This is a genomic window from Pseudomonas sp. UYEF17 (assembly GCF_040546125.1).
Classification (GTDB): Bacteria; Pseudomonadota; Gammaproteobacteria; order Pseudomonadales; family Pseudomonadaceae; genus Aquipseudomonas; species Aquipseudomonas putida_Z.
This window is the reverse complement of record NZ_JBEPNE010000002.1, coordinates 197,622-213,711: the sequence shown is the minus strand read 5'-3', so window position 1 is coordinate 213,711 and position 16,090 is coordinate 197,622. Positions and strand designations below refer to the sequence as shown.

Annotated in this window: 14 protein-coding genes; 8 read left to right on the top strand and 6 right to left on the bottom strand. The window is 65.1% G+C overall.

Going from position 1 to position 16,090, the window contains the following annotated elements; translation table 11 throughout:
- The first annotated feature begins 7 nt into the window (after window positions 1-7).
- From ABIB24_RS03805 to ABIB24_RS03785, 5 genes are all read left to right on the top strand, one after another.
- Window positions 8-682 carry a heavy metal response regulator transcription factor gene (locus ABIB24_RS03805; protein ID WP_025337735.1) on the top strand — a complete coding sequence of 225 codons (675 nt, stop codon included), beginning with the start codon at window positions 8-10 and terminating at the stop codon, window positions 680-682.
- The gene (locus tag ABIB24_RS03800) at window positions 657-2,060 is read left to right on the top strand and encodes a heavy metal sensor histidine kinase (RefSeq protein WP_274078943.1); all 1,404 of its coding nucleotides are present in this window, start codon (window positions 657-659) and stop codon (window positions 2,058-2,060) included. Before ABIB24_RS03805 ends, ABIB24_RS03800 begins: the two co-directional genes overlap by 26 nt.
- A 289-nt stretch (window positions 2,061-2,349) precedes the next feature.
- Window positions 2,350-2,574: a hypothetical protein gene (locus tag ABIB24_RS03795; RefSeq protein WP_085587397.1), complete on the top strand. Its 225-nt coding sequence runs from the start codon at window positions 2,350-2,352 to the stop codon at window positions 2,572-2,574.
- A 205-nt stretch (window positions 2,575-2,779) separates the two neighbouring features.
- A complete protein-coding gene (locus ABIB24_RS03790) occupies window positions 2,780-4,114 on the top strand; it encodes an OprD family porin (protein ID WP_354316149.1) in 1,335 nt (444 codons plus the stop codon).
- A gap of 237 nt (window positions 4,115-4,351) precedes the next feature.
- Window positions 4,352-5,842 carry a GGDEF domain-containing protein gene (locus ABIB24_RS03785; RefSeq protein ID WP_354316148.1) on the top strand — a complete coding sequence of 497 codons (1,491 nt, stop codon included), beginning with the start codon at window positions 4,352-4,354 and terminating at the stop codon, window positions 5,840-5,842.
- Here ABIB24_RS03785 and ABIB24_RS03780 read toward each other — a convergent pair.
- Entirely contained in the window at window positions 5,839-6,315 is a 477-nt protein-coding gene (locus tag ABIB24_RS03780; protein WP_137163009.1) for a ferritin-like domain-containing protein, read from the bottom strand. The two genes, ABIB24_RS03785 and ABIB24_RS03780, sit on opposite strands and share 4 nt — an antisense overlap.
- A gap of 203 nt (window positions 6,316-6,518) precedes the next feature.
- Between ABIB24_RS03780 and ABIB24_RS03775 the strand changes: the two genes are divergently transcribed.
- Window positions 6,519-6,740, top strand: a complete 222-nt coding sequence (locus tag ABIB24_RS03775) for a DUF3820 family protein (RefSeq protein ID WP_016713256.1) — start codon at window positions 6,519-6,521, stop codon at window positions 6,738-6,740.
- A 121-nt stretch (window positions 6,741-6,861) separates the two neighbouring features.
- Here ABIB24_RS03775 and ABIB24_RS03770 read toward each other — a convergent pair whose 3' ends face one another.
- From ABIB24_RS03770 to ptsP, 3 genes are read right to left on the bottom strand one after another with little or no spacing between them, the layout of a single operon-like run.
- Window positions 6,862-8,601 (bottom strand): PTS fructose-like transporter subunit IIB, encoded by a 1,740-nt coding sequence (locus ABIB24_RS03770; protein ID WP_137163008.1) that lies wholly within the window; start codon window positions 8,599-8,601, stop codon window positions 6,862-6,864.
- A complete protein-coding gene (gene pfkB, locus ABIB24_RS03765; protein ID WP_354316147.1) occupies window positions 8,598-9,545 on the bottom strand; it encodes a 1-phosphofructokinase in 948 nt (315 codons plus the stop codon). The genes ABIB24_RS03770 and pfkB overlap by 4 nt, the downstream gene beginning before the upstream one ends.
- Window positions 9,546-12,398, bottom strand: coding sequence for a phosphoenolpyruvate--protein phosphotransferase (ptsP, locus tag ABIB24_RS03760; RefSeq protein ID WP_354316146.1), 2,853 nt, complete (start codon window positions 12,396-12,398; stop codon window positions 9,546-9,548).
- A 284-nt stretch (window positions 12,399-12,682) separates the two neighbouring features.
- On the opposite strand from ptsP, the gene cra reads away from it, so the two are divergent.
- Together cra and ABIB24_RS03750 are read left to right on the top strand one after the other, a co-directional pair.
- Window positions 12,683-13,678: a catabolite repressor/activator gene (gene cra, locus ABIB24_RS03755; protein WP_025337726.1), complete on the top strand. Its 996-nt coding sequence runs from the start codon at window positions 12,683-12,685 to the stop codon at window positions 13,676-13,678.
- 2 nt (window positions 13,679-13,680) lie between these two features.
- The gene (locus ABIB24_RS03750; protein WP_354316145.1) at window positions 13,681-14,457 is read left to right on the top strand and encodes a TatD family hydrolase; all 777 of its coding nucleotides are present in this window, start codon (window positions 13,681-13,683) and stop codon (window positions 14,455-14,457) included.
- Window positions 14,458-14,610: 153 nt separating this feature from the next.
- Here ABIB24_RS03750 and ampE read toward each other — a convergent pair whose 3' ends face one another.
- Together ampE and ampD are read right to left on the bottom strand one after the other, a co-directional pair.
- Window positions 14,611-15,441, bottom strand: coding sequence for a regulatory signaling modulator protein AmpE (gene ampE, locus ABIB24_RS03745; protein ID WP_085691835.1), 831 nt, complete (start codon window positions 15,439-15,441; stop codon window positions 14,611-14,613).
- Window positions 15,438-16,010 (bottom strand): 1,6-anhydro-N-acetylmuramyl-L-alanine amidase AmpD, encoded by a 573-nt coding sequence (gene ampD / locus ABIB24_RS03740; RefSeq protein WP_354316144.1) that lies wholly within the window; start codon window positions 16,008-16,010, stop codon window positions 15,438-15,440. The genes ampE and ampD overlap by 4 nt, the downstream gene beginning before the upstream one ends.
- Window positions 16,011-16,090: the final 80 nt, after the last annotated feature.

Below are 16,090 nucleotides of genomic sequence, written 5' to 3'. Positions count from 1 at the left end.
CAAGACCATGCGTGTGCTGATCATCGAAGACGAAGAAAAAACCGCCGACTACCTGCATCGCGGCCTCAGCGAGCAGGGGTTTACCGTCGACCTGGCGCGGGACGGCATCGATGGCCTGCACCTGGCCCTGGAAGGTGACTACGCGGTGATCGTGCTGGACGTGATGCTGCCTGGCCTGGACGGGTATGGCGTGCTGCGCGCCCTGCGCGCGCGCAAGCAGACACCGGTCATCATGCTGACCGCCCGTGAACGGGTCGAAGACCGTATCCATGGCCTGCGCGAGGGTGCCGACGACTATCTGGGCAAGCCGTTTTCCTTCCTCGAACTGGTCGCCCGCCTGCAAGCCCTGACCCGCCGTAGCAGCAACCATGAACCGCTGCAGGTGCAGGTGGGTGACCTGTGGATCGACCTGATGGCGCGCAAGGCCACGCGCGCCGGCCAACGCCTGGAGCTGACGGCCAAGGAGTTCTCGCTGCTCAGCGTGCTGGCCCGCCGACAAGGTGAAATCCTGTCGAAGACGGCGATTGCCGAGCTGGTCTGGGACATCAATTTCGACAGCGATGCCAACGTCGTCGAAGTGGCGATCAAGCGCCTGCGCGCCAAGCTCGACGGGCCTTTCGACAACAAGTTGCTGCACACCATCCGAGGCATGGGCTATGTCCTGGAAAACCGTGCGGGGTAATTCCATCGCGCTGCGCCTGTCGGCGCTGTTCATCCTGGTGGCGCTGGGCGTATTCCTGCTGATCGGCTCGGCGCTGTACCGCCAGGTCGACCGCAGCCTCGACCTGCTGCCGCAGGCCGAGCTGGATGCGCGCTTCAGCGTGCTCGAGTCCACCCTCAACCGTTTCGGCACACCGGAGCACTGGGTCAAGATCAACAACAAGCTCAACCTGCTCAGTGAAGAGGACAAGCGCATTCGCTTCTGGGTGGTCAGCAGCAACCCGGCCTACGAATACGGCCACCCCAGCGAGCTGGTCCGCGCATTCGCCGAAGGCGCGCAGGGCATGCGCGACCTGCGCCTGCCCGACCGGCCCTACCCTTACAAGGTGCTGGTCAGCGAACTGCCGGCCCTGGGCGAACGGCCGCCGCTGCGCTTTCTGATTGGGATCGACACCGAAACATTCTGGCAGGCGCAGCACAGCCTGCTGGTGGCGATTGTCGGGCTGGCGGTGCTCGGCGTGCTGCTGGCCTCGCTGCTGGGCTACTGGGTGGCGCGTATCGGCCTGCGCCCACTGCTGGCATTGTCCGTTGAGGCCCAGGCCCTGGCCCCTCCGCGCCTGGACGGGCGCCTGCAGACCCACGCCCTGGCCCCGGAACTGGCGCAGTTCGCCGGCGCCTTCAATGCGGCGCTCGACCGGGTAAGCCAGGCCTACTCGCGGCTGGAGGCGTTCAATGCCGACGTCGCCCACGAACTGCGCTCGCCGCTGACCAACCTGATCGGCCAGACCCAGGTGGCGCTGACCCGCGGGCGCAGCGCCGAGCATTATTTCGAAGTGCTGCAATCGAACCTTGAGGAGCTGGAGCGCCTGCGCAGCATCATCAACGACATGCTGTTCCTGGCCAGTGCCGACCAGGGCAGCAAGGCCACGGCCCTGACCCAGGCCTCGCTGGCCGAGGAAGTGGCGACCACCCTCGATTACCTCGACTACATTCTCGAAGACGCACAGGTCAGCGTGAGCGTGAGCGGCGATGCCCGGGCGCCCATCGAAAAGGCCCAGCTGCGCCGGGCGCTGATCAACCTGCTGAACAACGCTGTGCAGCACACCGCACCGCACCAGGTGATCAAGGTGCAGATCGATGCCGGGCCGCAGCAGGTCAGCATCGCCGTGAGCAACCCGGGGCCGGCGATCGAAGATGAGCACCTGCCGTTGCTGTTCGAACGCTTCTACCGGGTGGATGCGGCACGTAGCAACAGTGGTGGGGGTAACCATGGGTTGGGGTTGGCGATCGTCAAGGCGATTGCGCTGATGCATGGCGGGGAGGTGTTCGTGCGTAGTGCCGCTGGGTTCAATACATTCGGCATCCAATTGCCAGTTCTGAGGCCTGCGCGGTCTCTGTAGGAGCGGCCTTGTGTAGCGAAAGGGCTGCGTAGCAGCCCCCGGCAATTGTTGCTGTGGCACAAAACCTGGGGCCGCTTCGCGCCCCATCGCGACACAAGGCCGCTCCTACAAAGGGCCGCGGAAGTGCTCTAGGCTGGGGGTTTGCGGCGAAAGTCCAATTGCTTTTTTCAAAGATAATTACCTTTTGCGCAACAGTGCTTATCGCACCTCGCTCTGTTTCAAGTGCATTGAAAGGACTAACTTTACCCCCGTCCTCATTAGCACTTGCACCGCAAGAAGGTAGTTTCAAATGTCCAACAGTATGGGTATTGCCAGCGTCTTCGTCCTGTCTTCCCTGTTGTTGTCGCCCCTGGCCATGGCCGAAGAATCCAATGCTTTCGTCACCCGTAATGCTGAGTTCGCCGCGGTCCACCAAGAGGCCCGCGAAGCCGTAGCCGCACAGCAGGCAGACGCCGCCAAAGACGCAAACCAGACAGCTTCCAAGGTTTCTGTCGATGCCAATGCCGACAGCTGATCAAGCGCTGTCGCTGCTCCCGTTTTCCCTTGGCTACGCCATGGGCACCACCGGTGCCGATATGTTAGCCTTTTAAAGCCGCTGCCGATCAGCGGCTTTTTTTATGTGCTTCAACTATCAGCCAAGCTGTAACGTCCACCTATAAAAAAGACGCACATTCGAAAATAAAAACTGCCCCACCGCCAGACCCAAGGAGCTAGTACCGGTGCCTTCCGCGTTTCGTTTTACCCCGTTGTTCATTGCGTTGACTGCAACGATCCCTTTCGCCGCCCAGGCAGATGAAGACAAGGCTGATGGCTTCATCGAAGGCTCGTCCTTCAACCTGCATTTCCGTAATGCCTACTTCAACCGCGACAACCACAACGCCGGCGTGCGCGACACCCGCGAGTGGGGCCAGGGCGCGGTTGCACGCTTCGAGTCGGGCTACACCCCAGGTGTGCTGGGCTTTGGCCTGGACGCCCACGCCATGCTGGGCCTGAAACTCGACGGTGGCGGCGGCCATGCTGGCACCAGCATCCTGCCGACCCACCAAAAGAACGAAGACGAACTGGGTGCTGCCCCGCACTCGTTCTCCACCGCCGGTGCCGCAGTCAAGCTCAAGGCGTTCGACACCGAGCTGAAAGCCGGTGACCTGTTCCTCACCAACCCGGTGATCGCCGGCGGCGAAACCCGCATGCTGCCGCAGACCTTCCGTGGTGTGAGCCTGACCAACACCAGCATCGACGGCCTGCTGCTCGAAGGCGGCCAGGTGAGCTTCACCAAGCCGTACAACCAGAGTGGCCACCGCCGCATCGACACCTACTACGGTTCGCTGGGCGAGCACGACAAGAGCAAGCACCTGAACTGGGCCGGCGCTTCGTGGAGCGGTACCCCGAACATCACCGCCAACCTGTATGCGGCCGAGCTGAAGGACATCTGGAACCAGTACTACGCCGATTTCGACTACACCTACGTGGTCAACGACCTGGTCAGCCTGAACCCGGGCGTGCACTTCTATCACACCCAGGACACCGGCCAGGCCCTGCTGGGCAAGATCGACAACAACACCTATAGCGTGCATTTCACCGTCAACGCCGGGTTCCACAGCGTCACCGCCGCCTACCAGCGGGTCAATGGCAACACGCCGTTCGACTACATCAACCTGGGCGACAGCATCTACCTGGACAACTCGCGCATGTACTCGGACTTCAACGCACCGAACGAGCGCTCGTGGAAGCTGCAGTACAACTATGACTTCGCTGGTGTGGGCATCCCTGGCCTGACCACGGTGCTGTCGTACTCGCGCGGTGAAGCCGACCTGACCAAGGCCGTCCAGGACTCCACCCACTACGACTACTACCGTGCAGATGGCAAGAACGCCATGCACTGGGAGCGCGACCTGGATGTGAAGTATGTGTTCCAGGAGGGTGACCTGAAGGACCTGTCGGTGCTGGTGCGCTACGCCACCCACCGTGGCAGCCAGGGTTATGCGTCGATCGACAGCAACAGCGACAACGATGAACTGCGGGTGATCGTTGATTACCCGTTGAACGTGTTCTGATCCTGGTTTAAAAGGAAGCACACATAACCCCTGTGGGAGCGGGTTCACCCGCGAACACCGGCGAAGCCGGTGCCAGACACCGAGTTGGTTTCTTCGCGGGTGAACCCGCTCCCACAGGGGCTTGTGGTAAGTCCAGAATAAGGTATACCGTGATTCCGTCGGACAAATCTTGTCCGACAATCCCCGCTTCCCTAGAATGTCGCCGCCGCGAATGGCCCTGCCCACGCAGTAGCGAGCATGACCACCCGATTACCGCGTTTCGCACACTACAGGTCGCACCCCGAGCTGATCCTCAATCTGGGCAGTTGCCTTACCGTGCTCGCCATCGTGGCCATCGTCAGCTACCTGCTGGCGCGCGAGCGCGACAATGTCGAGCTGTCGGCAATTCGCTCGTCCAACAATATCGTCCAGCTGATCGAAAGCGACATCCTGCGCAACGTCGAACTCTACGACCAATCGCTGCAGGGCCTGATCTGGGCGGTCGGGCGCAAGGAGCTGCCGGAAATCCCCGGCCCGCTGCGCCAACGCCTGCTATTCAATGAAGCCTTCGTCGACCGCAAGCGCGGTGACGTGCTGTGGCTGGACAAGCAAGGCAACGTGGTGGGCGATTCCACCAGCAGCGTGCCACGCAAGGCCAACTTCAGCGACACCGGGGTATTCCAGGCGCACCTGCACAACCCCAACCTCGGCCTGCTGGTGGGCCCGCCATTCAAGGCCAAGCTGGGCGACCTGGACTGGTGCATCAGTTTCAGCCGGCGTATCTCCGACGCCAATGGCGAGTTCACCGGCCTGGCAGCGGGTGCACTGCGCCTGTCGTACTTCAGTGAGCTGTTCCAGCGCCTGGACATTGGCGATGACAGCAGCATCAACCTGCTCAACACCGACGGCCAACTGCTGGCTCGCCAGCCCAGCCGCACGCAAGACCCAGGGATCGGCAGCAACTATGCCGAGCGGCCCAATTTCAAACGCATTCTCAGCGAACAGAGCGGCAGCTTCACCGCCCGCTCCAGCCTCAACGGCAAACCGCGCATGTACACCTTCGCCCGGGTCGCGCAGCTGCCGCTGATCGTACTGGTGGTGCATTCGGCCGAAGACGTGTTCGAGTCCTGGCGCCGTACTGCGATCCTGGTCAGTGTGGCCACCGGGGTGCTCTGTGTGGGTATCCTCTCGCTGACCCTGCTGCTGGGCCGCGAACTGCGCCGCCGCCAAGAGGCCGAACAGGGCCTGGCGACCCTGGCCGCCACCGACAGCCTGACCGGCCTGGCCAACCGCCGCCGCCTGGACCAGGTACTGCGCCAGGAGTGGGCCCGCGCCCAGCGCAACCGCAAGCCGTTGGCGGTGCTGATGGTGGACGTTGACCATTTCAAGGCGTTCAACCAGCGCCACGGCCATGCCGGTGGCGACCATGCCTTGCGCGAAGTGGCCCGGACCATCGAGGAATGCATCCGCCGCCCGGCCGATCTGGCAGCGCGTTACGGTGGGGAGGAATTTCAGGTGGTGCTGCCGGAAACCGACCTGGCCGGTGCGCAGCTGCTGGCCGAGCGCATCCGCGCCAGTGTCGAGGCGCTGGCGCCGTTTGCCGATGATGCCCACTCGGTCACGGTGAGCATCGGCATCGGCCTGTCAGGCACCCAGCACGATCTGGCGAGGGTGCTGGGTGCTGCGGACGAAGCGCTCTACCGGGCCAAGGCCAAAGGCCGCAACCGGGTAGAGGGGCCTGCCGACTAGGCGCGGGCGCGGGCGGCGTTGCGCAGGGCCCTGACCTGGTCATGGTTGCGCTGTACACCTTGCAGCTGTTTTTCCACCAGGGCGTAGGTCTGGTCGCTGGCGGTGCGGCCCAGCTTCACCAGTTTCTCGCGGGCTTCCTTGTAGGCCTTGAGGGCATGGTCCTCGCCCCGCTCCACCTCGTTCAGCACCGCTTCCTCATCCTTGCCAGTGACCATCGCCTTGAGGTTGACCCAACCCCGGTGCAGGTCACCGCTGATGCTGGTGGAGGTTTCCGGGTCGCCACCCAGGCGACGCACCTCGCTCTGCAGTTCGCCGGCCGCATTGGCACACTCACCGGCACGTTGAACGAAGAACGCTTTCAGTTCGGGGTTCTTCACATCATCGGCCGAGGCCTTGAAGCCTTTCTCGCCATCCTTGCTGTACTCGATCAGGTCGTTCAGCACGTCGATCACATCTTTGTTGGGATTGCTCATGGCACAAACTCCTTGGCAGGTGATAGTCATCTGTAACGGAGCAGTGTTCGTGCCAAGCCGTTAATCTCGATAAAATCATTCAAAATCAGTTAGATACGAACATCAGAGCAGAACCTGAAAATGGCGTTCTGCATGATTGCCGCTTGGGCCTTCGTGCAGATTGCAGTATGGTCGGCGCTTTTCAACAGCCAGGTGCGCCGATGATGAAGCCGGAAACCCTCGAACTGCTGGTGACCCGCACCATGCCGTTTGGCAAGTATCAGGGGCGAATCATTGCCGACCTGCCGGGGGATTACCTGGCCTGGTTTGCGCGCAAGGGTTTCCCGGCGGGGGAATTGGGTGGGTTGCTGGCGCTGATGCACGAGATCGATCACAACGGGCTGGGTGATCTGCTTGTGCCGTTGCGGCAGAAGCATCGGCGGTGACCTGTTCCGGCCTCTTCGCGGGCACGCCCGCTCCCACAGGGTCACTGCAAGCTTCAGGATCATGCAGTACCTGTGGGAGCGGGCGTGCCCGCGAAGAGGCCAGTAAGGCCCGCTGAAATCTCTAACCCTTCACCGGCGCTACCGCCAACTCCACCCGCTCGCTCTTCTTGATCACCGCATACACCACCGCCGTCAGCAGGCTACCCGCCACGATCGCCAACAAGTACAGCAGCGCATGGTTGATCGCATTGGGGATCAGCAGCACGAACAGGCCGCCATGCGGCGCCATCAGCTTGCAGCCGAAGTACATCGACAATGCCCCGGTCAATGCCCCGCCGGCCACGCTGGCCGGTATCACCCGCAGCGGGTCCTTGGCGGCAAACGGGATCGCCCCTTCGGAGATGAAGCACAGCCCCAGCGCCAGGGCCGCCTTGCCCGCTTCACGCTCGCTCTGGGCAAACTTGCGTCGGGCCAGGAAGGTGGCGATACCCAGGCCAATCGGCGGCACCATGCCGGCGGCCATGGTCGCCGCCATCGGCGCATAGCTCGACGAGGCCAACAGCCCCACCGAGAAGGCATAGGCGGCCTTGTTGATCGGCCCGCCCAGGTCGACGCACATCATGCCGCCCAACAACAGGCCCAAGAGGATGGCATTGGTGGTACCCATGCTGTCGAGAAAATGCGTGAGCCCTTCCAGCATCGCCGCCACCGGCTGGCCGACCACGTAGATCATCACCAGGCCGGTGAACAGGCTGGCCAGCAGCGGAATGATCAGGATCGGCTTGAGTGCCTCCAGGCTGCTGGGCAGGCGCGCCCAGCGGGCAATGGCCTTGGCGCTGTAGCCGGCGAGGAAGCCGGCGACGATACCACCGATGAAACCGGCGCCCAGGGTGCTGGCCAGCAGGCCGCCGATCATGCCGGGCGCCAGCCCCGGGCGGTCAGCGATGGACCAGGCGATATAGCCCGCCAGCAGCGGCACCATCAGCTTGAACGCAGCCTCGCCGCCGATCTGCATCAATGCCGCCGGCAAGGTGCCCGCTTCTTTGTAAGCCTCGATACCGAACACGAACGACAGGGCAATCAGCAGGCCGCCAGCCACCACCATCGGCAGCATGAACGACACGCCGGTGAGCAGGTGCTTGTATACCCCGGTCTTCTCGCCCTTCGCTGGCGTGCTCGCCGCTGCAGCATCGCTGCTGTTTTCCACCTTGGCTTCGGCCAAGGCCTTGTCCAGGGTGGCACGGGCCTGCTTGAGGGCGATACCGGTGCCACAACGGTAGATGCGCTTGCCGGCGAAACGCGCAGTGGGCACTTCGATGTCGGCGGCCAGCAGCACAACATCGGCTGCGGCGATGGCTTCGGCGGACAAGGGGTTGCGCGCACCGACCGAACCCTGGGTCTCGACGGTGAGCTGGTAGCCCAGTTGCTGCGCGGCCTGCTGCAAGGCTTCTGCGGCCATGAATGTATGCGCGACGCCAGTCGGGCAAGCCGTGACGGCGACGATGCGTGCGCCTGCGTTGCCAGCTTCGGCCGCAAGGCCGGGCACCGCGGCCAGCAGCCGGGCATTGGCCGCCGCCTCATCAAGGAAGCCTTCGCGGTCGGCCAAAGCCTGGGACGGCGTGCTCTGGTACACGCGCTTGCCGACGAAGCGTGCCAGGTCCACCGGGCCGGTGCTGACCACCAGCACCCAGTCGGCCTCGGCGATCTGCGCGGCGCTCAGTTGCCGCTCGGGGTGGCCGGCATCCTGCACTTCGACGCTGGTGCTCCAGCCGCGCCGCTGGGCAGCGGCGGACAGCAAGCGCGCGCTCAGCACGCTCGACACCTGGCCGTTGGGGCAGGCAGTGACAATGGCAATGTTCATCGGCAACCCTCTTGTTGTTCTGTCAGGTGCACGGCGGCTTCCAGACGCGCCAGTTGCTCGCGGTCACGGATGCCGAAACCAACCTGGGTAACAGCCTGTACAGCGATCGCGGTGGCACGGGTCAAGGTCTGCGCCGGGGCTTCGCCCTGCAGCAGGCCGTGGACCATGCCGGCCACCAGCGAATCACCTGCGCCCACCGTGCTGGCGACCTGCACCTTGGGCGGGCAAGCATGTACGGCATGGTCATGGGTAAACCAGCTGACGCCCTGCTCGCCCGCCGACACCACCACATGTTCGACGCCACTGGCCAGCAGGCGCTCGGCAGCAGCGCGCTGCTGCGCCGGGTTATCCACAGCCAGGCCAAGCACTTCGCCCAGCTCTTCGGTATTGGGCTTGACCAGCCAGGGCGAGCTCTGCAGGCCGGCACGCAGGGCTTCGCCGCTGCTGTCCAGGGCCACCTTGAGGTCTTGCGCCTTGAGCTGTTCGAGCAACTGGCGGAACCAGTCGGCACTGATCCCGCGCGGCAGGCTACCAGCCACCACCACCGCGTCGTGGCCCGGGGCAATCTGCGCCAGGCGGCGCAGCAATGCACTGCGTGCCGCTTCGTCGACTTCCGGGCCTTGGCCGTTGATGTCGGTGACACGGCCATCAGCCTCGACCAGCTTGATGTTGCTGCGGGTTTCGCCCGGTACGCGGACAAAGCAATCGACGAAGCCGCGCCAGTCGATCAGCGCCTCGAAGGGCTGCAGGTTGTCACGCCCGAGGAAGCCGCCAACAGTGACGCTGTGCCCCAGGTCGGCCAGTACCTGGGCAACGTTCAGCCCCTTGCCCGCGGCGTGGCTGTGCTGCTCCTGGCTGCGGTTGACCTGCCCCGGGCGCAGGGTATCCAGGCCGATGGTGATATCCAGCGCCGGGTTCAGGGTGAGGGTGAGGATCTTGGCCATTCAGTAACGCTCCACCAGCGCGCGAACCGCTGCGGCGCTGTCCTGTTGCAGGGCCTCGCGCGCCAGGGCGCGGGCCGTCTGGTGATCGGCCTGGCGGACCAGGGCCTTGACTTCGGCAATGCTGCGCGCGGCGACGCTGAGCTCGTCCACGTCCAGGCCCAGCAGCACGGCCACCGCCTGCGGGTCGGCCGCCAGCTCGCCGCACACGCCCACCCACTTGCCATGGGCATGGGCGGCGCGCACGGTCATGTCGATCAGGCTGAGCACCGCCGGGTGCAGGCCGTCGGCCTGGGCCGAGAGGCTGGGGTGACCACGGTCGATGGCCAGGGTGTACTGGGTCAGGTCGTTGGTGCCGATGCTGAAGAAGTCCACTTCGCGCGCCAGTTGTGGTGCCAGCAGCGCTGCCGAGGGCACCTCGACCATGATACCCAGCTGCAAGTCGGCTACCGGGATCTCGGCGCGCAGGCGCTCGACCATGGCACGTGCCTCGCGCCATTCATGCACCTGCCCGACCATCGGGAACATGATGCGCAGCGGGCGCTGGTCGGCCGCGCGCAGCAAGGCGCGCAGCTGGTCCTCCATCACCTGCGGGCGCTGCAGGGTCAGGCGTACGCCGCGCACACCGAGGAACGGGTTCTCCTCGGCAGCGATCGGCCAGTACGGCAGCGGTTTGTCACCGCCGACATCCAGGGTGCGCACCACCAGCGGGCGCCCGTCAAGGCCATCGAGCACGCGGCGGTACTCGGCTTCCTGGGTCGCTACGTCCGGGGCCTGGGTGTGGGCCATGAAAATCAGCTCGGTGCGCAGCAGGCCCACGCCTTCGGCGCCCTGCTCCACCACCTTGGCGATGCCGTTGCTCTCGCCGATGTTGGCAAACACCTCGACAGCGTGACCATCACGGGTGACCGCCGGCTCGAAGCGGTTGGCCCAGGCGGCCTGCAAGCGCTGCTCGCGCAGGTCGCGTTCGGCCAGGGCCCGTTGCAGTTCATCCGCCGGCGGCGCCACGCTGACCACGCCACGCTGGCCATCGAGCAGCAACGGCGTGCCACTGTCCAACAGCAGTATCGACGCCCCCGCGCCCACTACCGCCGGAATGCCCAGGGCACGGGCGACGATGGCGCTGTGGGCGGTGGCGCCACCCTGGGCGGTGACGATACCGGCGACGCGGCTCGGGTCCAGCCGGGCGACATCGGACGGGCCGACTTCGGTCATCACCAGCACGTAGGGTTGCTCGGGTTCAGACTGGGCCTGCACGCCACACAACTGCGCCAGCACGCGGCGGCCAATGTCACGCAGGTCGGCAGCGCGTTCGGCGAGCAAGGCATCGTGCAGCGACTCCTGCTGGCGCGCCGCCGCCTCGATTACCGCCATCCAGGCTGCCGCGGCGCTTTCGCCCTGGCCCAGGCGCTGCTCCACATCATCGGCCAGGGCCGGGTCGGCGAGCATCTCCTGATGGGTGACGAAGATTTCGCCAATGGCCTTGTCGCTGCGCTGGACCAAGGCCTGCAGCTCGCCATTGACAGTCGCAACGGCTTCACGCAGCTTCTGCCGCTCCAGGGCGCAGGACTCGCCGCGCAGGGGGTAGTCGAACTCACGCTCGACACACACATGTGCCGGGCCACTGGCAATGCCGGGCGCCGCACCCACGCCGTGGATGCGGCTACCGGCCGCGGGCGCTTGCAGCACTTCGGCCGCTGCGCCGGCTGCGGTCGCCGCGCTCTGTGGCAGTGGCTCCACCTCTTCGCCCAGGCCTTGTTCGATGGCGGCCAGCAGCACCGGCAAGGCATCGGCGGCGATGGCTGGCTCAGCCACCAGTTCCAGCGCCTGGCCACGTCGGGCGCCGAGGCTGAGCAGCTTGCTCAGGCTCTTCACCGACACCGCTGGCTGTGCGCTGTCGACCAGGCGTACACGGATTTCCCCCTCGAAACCTTTGGCCAGTTGCGCCAATACCTTTGCCGGGCGGGCGTGCAAACCGTGCGGGTTGGCCAGCACGACCCGCGCGCTGGGCCAGTCCGCCGGCGCCTCACCGCCCAGCACTTCCAGTACCGCGCGGCTGCTGGTGGCCTGGTAGAGCATCTGCCCGCGGCCTTCGATCAGCACTTCACACAGGCGCTCGAGCAAGGCCTGGTGGGCCGCACCGAGGCTGGCCAGGCAGAACAGGCCGTTGAGCGGCTGGTCGCGGTAACGCAGCGGCTGCTGCGGGGTGATGAAGGCCAGGCCCGGCTGGCGCACCTGGCGCTCGCTGTGCAGCCACCACAGGCCCTCGCCCAGCGGCAGCGGCTCGGCCTGCTGCAACACGGCGGCAAAACCGCTGTCGACGCAGTCGGCGCGCTGCAACAGGCGGGCGCCGCGCCAGGCCAGTTCATCGAAGTCCTCGGCCGCCAGGTTCAGGCCGACCAGTTGCGCATCCAGCGCCAGTTCCTGCGGCGCGCCCTGCAACAGTTTCAGCAACGCTTCGGCGGAACCGGCGCGGCGCAATGCCTCAGCCAGGTCGGTCTCGCCCAGGGCGCGGGTCAGCAGTTGCAGCAGGCGCAGGTGCTCGTCGGAACGGGCGGCGATGCCGATGGCAAGGTAGACCATCTGGCCATCGCCCCAATCCACGCCCTCGGGAAACTGCAACAGGCGTACGCCGGTGGCGTACACCAGGTCACGGGTCTGCGGCGTGCCATGGGGGATGGCAATGCCCTGCCCAAGGAAGGTGGAGCCTTGTGCCTCTCGGGCCTGCAGCCCTTGCAGGTATCCCTCGGCGACCAGGCCATCAGCGACCAACCGGTCGGCCAGCAGGCGCAATGCCTCGGCCTTGTCGGCGGCCTTCTGGCCCATGGCTATCTGCTCCTTGGCGAGCTCGAGCATGACCTTCTCCTTTTGCAGTTCCCGGTCGGGTACTGGAGTATTGTTGTGAAATTCACTTGAACGGCCAGTTCAACAGCCTTGCACGGATGGCAGCCGAGGCAGAAAATTCGGCAGCTGAAACGATTAATCTGACCAGACGGCCACGTTACTCGATAATCTGCCGAGGAAAAAGCCCCATCCTGTCGGACAATTGCGACAATGGTCGTCTGCGCGTGGCGCCCTCGCCGGGTCAAACTACCCGGTCAGGGCTCACAGCCAGCCCCGGTAATAACAAGGAAAATTCGGTGAAACTCAGCGATATCGCCCGTCTGGCCGGTGTGTCCGTGACCACTGCCAGCTACGTCATCAATGGCAAGGCCGAACAGCAGCGCATCAGCAACAGCACTGTCGAGCGGGTACGCGCGGTGGTCGAGGCCCACGGCTTCACTCCCAACCCGCAGGCCGCTGGCCTGCGCAGCCGGCATACCCGCACCTTGGGCTTCATTCTCCCGGATCTGGAGAACCCCAGCTACGCCCGCATCGCCAAGCAGCTCGAACAAGGCGCCCGCGCCCGCGGCTACCAGTTGCTGATCGCCAGCAGCGACGACCAGCCCGACAGCGAGCGCCAGTTGCAGCAGCTGTTCCGCGCCCGCCGTTGCGATGCACTGTTCGTCGCCAGCTGCCTGCCGCCAGAGGACGACAGCTACCGCGAACTGCAAGACAAAGGCCTGCCGGTGATCGCCATCGACCGCCGCCTGGACCCTGCGCACTTCTGCTCGGTGATCAGCGACGACCGCGACGCCAGCCGCCAACTGGCCGCCAGCCTGCTGAGCGCAGCCCCGCGCAGCATCGCACTGATCGGCGCACGCCCCGAGCTGTCGGTCAGCCAGGCACGTGCCGGCGGCTTCGACGAAGCCCTGCAAGGCTATGCCGGCGAAGTTCGCCGCTATCAGGGCGAAGCGTTCAGCCGTGAGTGCGGCCAGCGCCTGATGCAGCAGTTGATCGACGACCTTGGCGGCCTGCCGGATGCCCTGGTGACTACCTCCTACGTGCTGCTGCAAGGGGTGTTCGATACCCTGCAGGCGCGCCCTGCCGACTCGCGCCAGCTGCAGCTGGGTACCTTTGGCGACAACCAGTTGCTCGACTTCCTGCCGCTGCCAGTCAATGCCATGGCCCAGCAGCATGGCCTGATTGCCGCCACCGCCCTGGAACTGGCACTGGCCGCGATCGAGGACAAACGCTACGAACCTGGCGTGCATGCCGTCGGTCGAACGTTCAAGCAACGCATTACAGCGGCCTGAACATGCGCCTGATCGACACCCACACCCACCTGGACTTCCCCGACTTCGACGCCGACCGCCCGCGCCTGCTGGCGAACGCGGCGTCGCGCGGGGTGGAGCGGATGGTGGTGCTGGGGGTGTACCAGGCGAATTTCCAGCGGGTGTGGGACCTGGCCAGTGCTGACCAGCGCCTGTTCGCCGCGCTCGGCCTGCACCCGATCTACCTTGACCAGCATCGCCCGGAGCACCTGGCGCAGCTGCGCGAGTGGCTGGAGCGCCTGCACGGTGACCCACGGCTATGTGCCGTGGGCGAGTTTGGCCTGGACTATTACCTCGAAGACCTGGACAAGGCCCGCCAGCAGGTGCTGTTCGAAGCGCAACTGCAGATGGCCTGCGACTTCGAACTGCCCGCCCTGCTGCACGTGCGCCGCAGCCATGCCCAGGTGATCGCCACGCTCAAGCGCTACAAGCCAGCGCGGGCGGGGGTGATACATGCGTTTGCCGGCAGTTACGAAGAGGCCCGCGAGTACATCAAGCTGGGCTTCCGGCTTGGGCTTGGCGGTGCGGGTACCTGGCCGCAGGCCCTACGGCTGCGCAAGACCCTGGCGCGGTTGCCGCTGGACAGCGTGGTGCTGGAGACCGATGCGCCGGACATGGCGCCGGTCATGTTCCCCGGGGTGAGGAACAGCCCGGAGCACCTGCCGGAAATTGCCGGGGCGCTGGCGCAGGTGATGGGTGTGGATGTCGCGGAGCTGGCTGATGCCAGCACCCGCAATGCTTATGAGTTGTTCAGATGGTAGACCTGGCGCGGTCGCTGTAGGAGCGGCCTTGTGTCGCGAAAGGGCCGCAACGCGGCCCCGGCAATTTATGCGGCGAAGCTGAAAATCCGGGGGCTGCTGCGCAGCCCATCGCGACACAAGGCCGCTCCTACAGGGTATGCGCCCGACTTCAGATCAGACAAGCACCGTCCACAGCGCAAACCCGGCATACCACAGCACCGCACAGCGCAGCAGCAGCTCCCACAGGCTGTCCAGCCGCCCCAGCCCGCGCTGGCTGTCTTCTTCCTCGGGAATGTCATCGGCAATGCGCCCGACCCGGGCCACCAGGTGTGCGGCGCTGATGTGCCAGTTGAGCACCTCGTGCAGCATCACCCGGGTGACCGCGAGGAAGTTGCCGACCAAGGCAAAACTCAAGGCCAGCACCCGTACCGGCAGCCAGTCCATGATATGCCTGAGCTGCTCGGCACGAGCCTTCAACGTCGGTTGCTTGCTGTGTTCGCCACACAGCGCCAGCAGGCGGTAGGCCAGCGCGGCACCCGGGCCCAGCACGAAGTACCAGAAGATCACCGCGAAAAAGCCCTGGTACACCTGCCACAGCAGGTTGCCCTGCACCCGCACCAAAAGGCTGTGCGGTTCGTCGGCCGCCAGCCCCAGGTCGCGCTCGGCCACATGCAAAGCGGCCTGGTCATCACCGCGCCGCCAGGCATCGCGGAACGGCCCCAACGATGCCTTGGCATCGCCGCGGCCCAGGCTGTAGATCAGCACCAGCAGGTGCACCGGCAATGCCAGCAAGCCGTACGCCACCGGCTCCAGCACATGCAGCAGCAACACCAGCAGCGCTACCGGTGCCAGTACCAGGATGGCCAGCGTCCACCACGGGTGCACCTTCCCGCTGCGCTCCAGGCGCACCAGTTCGCCAAGGAAGAACCCATCGCGCTGCACCTGATGGCGCAGGGCCGAGAACTTCTCGACCCACAGCGCCAGCAACAACACCAGAAAACTCATGCCTTGTCCTCGTTTTGCTGCAGCGCCTGTCGGTAGCGCGGCCAGTCGAAGGCCGGGCCGGGGTCGGTCTTGCGCTGCGGGGCAATGTCGCTGTGACCCTGGATGCGGCTCAGGTCGATGGCCGGCCAGGCATCGCGGATGTGCCGGGTAAGTTGCTCCAGCACCCTGTACTGGGCATCGGTGTAAGGCAGATCGTCGGTGCCTTCCAGTTCGATGCCGATGGAGAAATCGTTACAGCCTTCACGCCCGTCGAAGCACGACACACCGGCGTGCCAGGCGCGGTTGAGCAACGACACGAACTGGGTCACCGCACCGTCACGCTCGACGAGCAGGTGCGCCGAAACGGTCAGGTGGTTGATGCTGGCGAAGTACGGGTGTTCGTCGGGGTCCAGGCAGTTCTGGAAGAATTGCTGGACCTTGCCGGTGCCGAAGCAGGCAGGCGGCAGGCTGATGTTGTGGATCACCAGCAGGGAAATCGATTCGCCTTCGGGGCGGGTATTGAAGTTCGGCGAGGGGCAGTGGGTGATTCCGATTCCGTGGAACCAGCCAGTGGCACGGTCCAATTGCATGGGGCAGATCCTGAAAACGCCGTGAACAGGTCAACAGTATGCCCTGCGACCAACGGCGTTTGCATGTGAATGAATGTAAT